Source organism: Echinicola sediminis (genome assembly GCF_054777495.1).
Genome location: NZ_BAAHAP010000193.1, coordinates 1 through 3,251, shown reverse-complemented (window position 1 = coordinate 3,251; position 3,251 = coordinate 1). Strand labels below are relative to the sequence as shown.

The 3,251-nt window shown below is 44.8% G+C and carries 3 protein-coding genes and 1 pseudogene; all 4 read left to right on the top strand.

What is annotated here, in order from left to right:
- Positions 1-431 (top strand): hypothetical protein (locus tag ACYVAA_RS22525; RefSeq protein WP_460546246.1); only part of this gene is annotated, 431 nt, incomplete at its 5' end.
- Positions 432-445: 14 nt separating this feature from the next.
- Positions 446-1,765 (top strand): hypothetical protein, encoded by a 1,320-nt coding sequence (locus ACYVAA_RS22520; protein ID WP_460546244.1) that lies wholly within the window; start codon positions 446-448, stop codon positions 1,763-1,765.
- A gap of 29 nt (positions 1,766-1,794) precedes the next feature.
- Positions 1,795-2,757 (top strand): collagen-like domain-containing protein, encoded by a 963-nt coding sequence (locus ACYVAA_RS22515; RefSeq protein WP_460546242.1) that lies wholly within the window; start codon positions 1,795-1,797, stop codon positions 2,755-2,757.
- Between the two features lie 101 nt (positions 2,758-2,858).
- Positions 2,859-3,251 (top strand): annotated as a pseudogene (locus tag ACYVAA_RS22510) (transposase); the annotation flags it as partial.

The following is a 3,251-nucleotide window of genomic DNA, read 5'->3' as shown; positions in this document are numbered from 1 at the left end:
CCTATGACATTACCATGGAAGGTGGGGGTAAATTCTCGGGAGAAGTACCAAAAGAAGTTTTGGGGACTTATAATGCGGTGATGTTTGTCGAATACAATGAGGAGATAGATGGAGAGCTGCTGACAGGATTGTTGATTGAGAGTGGGAAATTTCAGTTAGGTGTAGGACTTTCCCTGGATGATAACGGTCAGCCCAGTATAGAAGGGGATGGTCCAGGTCTAATATTTGGCGCTTGGGGGACTGAAGATAAATATCGTCCCGCTGGACCTGTAAGCATGACTCTGAAAAACTACAAAGAGCATAATATCTCGATGTATGGAGAAGAGGCAACGGCTGCCTCGTACATTTTGACATTTCAGGGGGATTTTAAAATCGGAGATGACGGCGAAGAAGTAGCCGTTACCGGAGAGATTGTTATAGCAGCACCTTAGATTAAACTGTTGAAATGAGAAAACTAATAGTACAAATAGTACTGCTAATGGTTGTCTGGTTTTGTTCGTGTTCTGAAGAACAGAGACCAGGTCCGCCAGCAGAGGAAGAGGAGCTGACATTGCACCTTAGCGCCAGCAAAACAACTGTTATGGCATCATCAACTGTTATTTTTGAGGTGACTACCGTGGAAACGCAGCAAGAGATCATTGGTGCCGAGCTCTATATAGATGGTGACAAGATTGATGGATATATGTATACTTTTGATGAACCGGGCATAAAATCTGTCCTTGCAAAGAAGCAGGGGTATAAAGATAGTGAGCCGGTGACAGTCACGGTTCAGGATCAAGCGGTCGAGGTTGATGTTTATGTGCTCGGGAGTGGGTATGACGAAACTTCAGGTGGCAGTCGGCCCTTGTATTGGAAAAACGGCGAATCCGTTTTGTACGATCATGAATCACTTGAAAATATGATTTATAACAATATGGTGGTGGCGGATAATCAAGTGTATATCGCAGGTGAAAGACAATTTACAAGTGCTATTGCTTCAGCTTTCTATTGGGAAAATGATACACATGTGGAGTTGTCAGATCCAAATGATTCCGATGATTATGCCACGGCTTACGATATCTGTGTCTCAGAAGGGGATGTGTATGTGGCGGGAATAAAAACTAAGACAAACTATATGATGGATATTGTGTATTGGAAAAATGGTGGAGAGTCGCCTGTTCATGTAGCGAGCGGTACTTTAGGTCAAACAGGAAATAGTGTCATCACGGTATCTGGCGATGATGTGTACGTGGCAGGTTTATTGAATGCTGAACCCACCTACTGGAAAAACGGTGAAGCTGTTTCGCTGGAAGGGTCGGGAACGGTGACCGGTATTTCGGTGTCTGACCAAGGTGATGTGTATGTTTCAGGCCATGGTTCGAACGGAAATGTAACCGTTGCCAAATATTGGAAAAATGGACAAGAGATTATTTTGGGAACCGGCGAAAAAGATTCGGAAGCCCGTTCTGTTTATGTGGAAAACGGTGATGTGTATGTGGCGGGATATGAAAAGGTATTGCATAAATCGGGTACGGGTACAGTAAATGTGGCAAGGTACTGGAAAAACGGGGAGGCGGTAGATTTGACAGATCGTTCATACCGTGCAGAAGCAAATGCCATCTTTGTACTGGATGGAAATGTATATGTTGCCGGCATAGATTTTCGGAGTTCCGGAAAACCCGTAACCGCAATGTATTGGCAAAATGGGGAGCCAATACAGTTGTCGCACGATGATCACCGAGGGCATGCAGCGGATATCTTTGTAGTAAAGAGAACACAGAATTGATGATGGCTTGATAAACAAATAATAAGCATATGAAAACGAACTATTATAGTTTGCTAGGGGTATTGTACTTCATGATAGTTGTTTCTTCCTGTATAGAAAGTGAGCCTGGACCGGAAGGGCCGCAAGGTGAAAAAGGAGAACAGGGTGAGAAGGGTATTCCGGGCGCTGATGGGAATAGTTTACTGTACGGCAACCAGCCACCGGAACCAACTGATGGAAATGAAGGAGATTTTTATATCGATACCCAAAGCAGTGAACTGTACGGCCCGAAAACCGCTTCCGGTTGGGGGAATCCCACGGGGTTACAGGGAGAAGCAGGTCAGGATGGTGAGGATGGTACCAGGATTTATAGTGGTTCCATGTCGCCTTCTCTGAATATCGGGGAATTGGGAGATTTTTACTTCCAGACCACAATAGGTGTACTTTATGGCCCCAAGAGAAGTACCGGATGGGGAAGCGGGGTTAGTCTGAAGGGACCAAAGGGTGAGCCTGGAACTGCGAATGTGATAGCCTCGAATTGGACGGCCTATAATGTAGACCGTTTATCATCTACCAAGGCTGTGGTTTATGCATACCTGCCCACAGTAACCAGAAACCTTTTGTTAAGTGTCACTGGTGCGAGCTCTTTACATGATTTTGTGAACAATGAGAATGGGATATTGCTTGTATATCATAGAAATCCAGTGGATGGCCTGTTCTCGTTGCCCAGTTTTCGTCCTATGGGGACATGGGATATAAAATCTAGTCTTTACTGGACTCTTGATGGAACATCGGGTTGGCAAAACCGAATAATAATTGAGGTTGATAACATGTCTGGGGGAGAATATCCCTTTTCCAGCAAAAGTTTGGTATTTGGTACAGATAGGCCAGAGTTCCGGTTTGTTATGGTTCCTCAAGGAGCATTAAATGCTACTGTAAGAAGCAGAATTAACAGCGATCTTTCTGAACTTACCTATAAAGATGTAATAAACCTATTTGGTTTGGGTGATTAATGCTTAATGGTTTTCTGCCTATGTTTGGAAAAAGGGTCAGGCTAAACTGATCCTGGCCCTTCAAAATCCAAATTTAACTGCCAAGATTCCTCAAACCAATCCAACCGAAGATCGTAGAGAAGTGCGAGCGTATCCTTGTCGACAACCTTGAGAAGCAGATCATCGGCATATACGGCCTTACCAGCAGCTTACGGGACATCTCCGAGTATATCAGGGACATGTACGACACAGAGGTCTCCATACAGGTGATCAGCGATATTACCGACCGTGTCGTCCCCAAAGTCAAGGAGTGGCAGAAAAGGCCGTTAGAAGAGGTATATTGCATTGTATGGCTTGATGCCATGCACATTAAGGTACGGGAGGAAGACAAGGTACGCCATAAAGCCCTATACAATGTATTGGGGATCAACCGTGAAGGGAAGAAGGAGGTACTGGGCATGTACCTTTCCGAAAGCGAGGGGGCGAACTTCTGGCTACAAGTACTCAGCGATCTA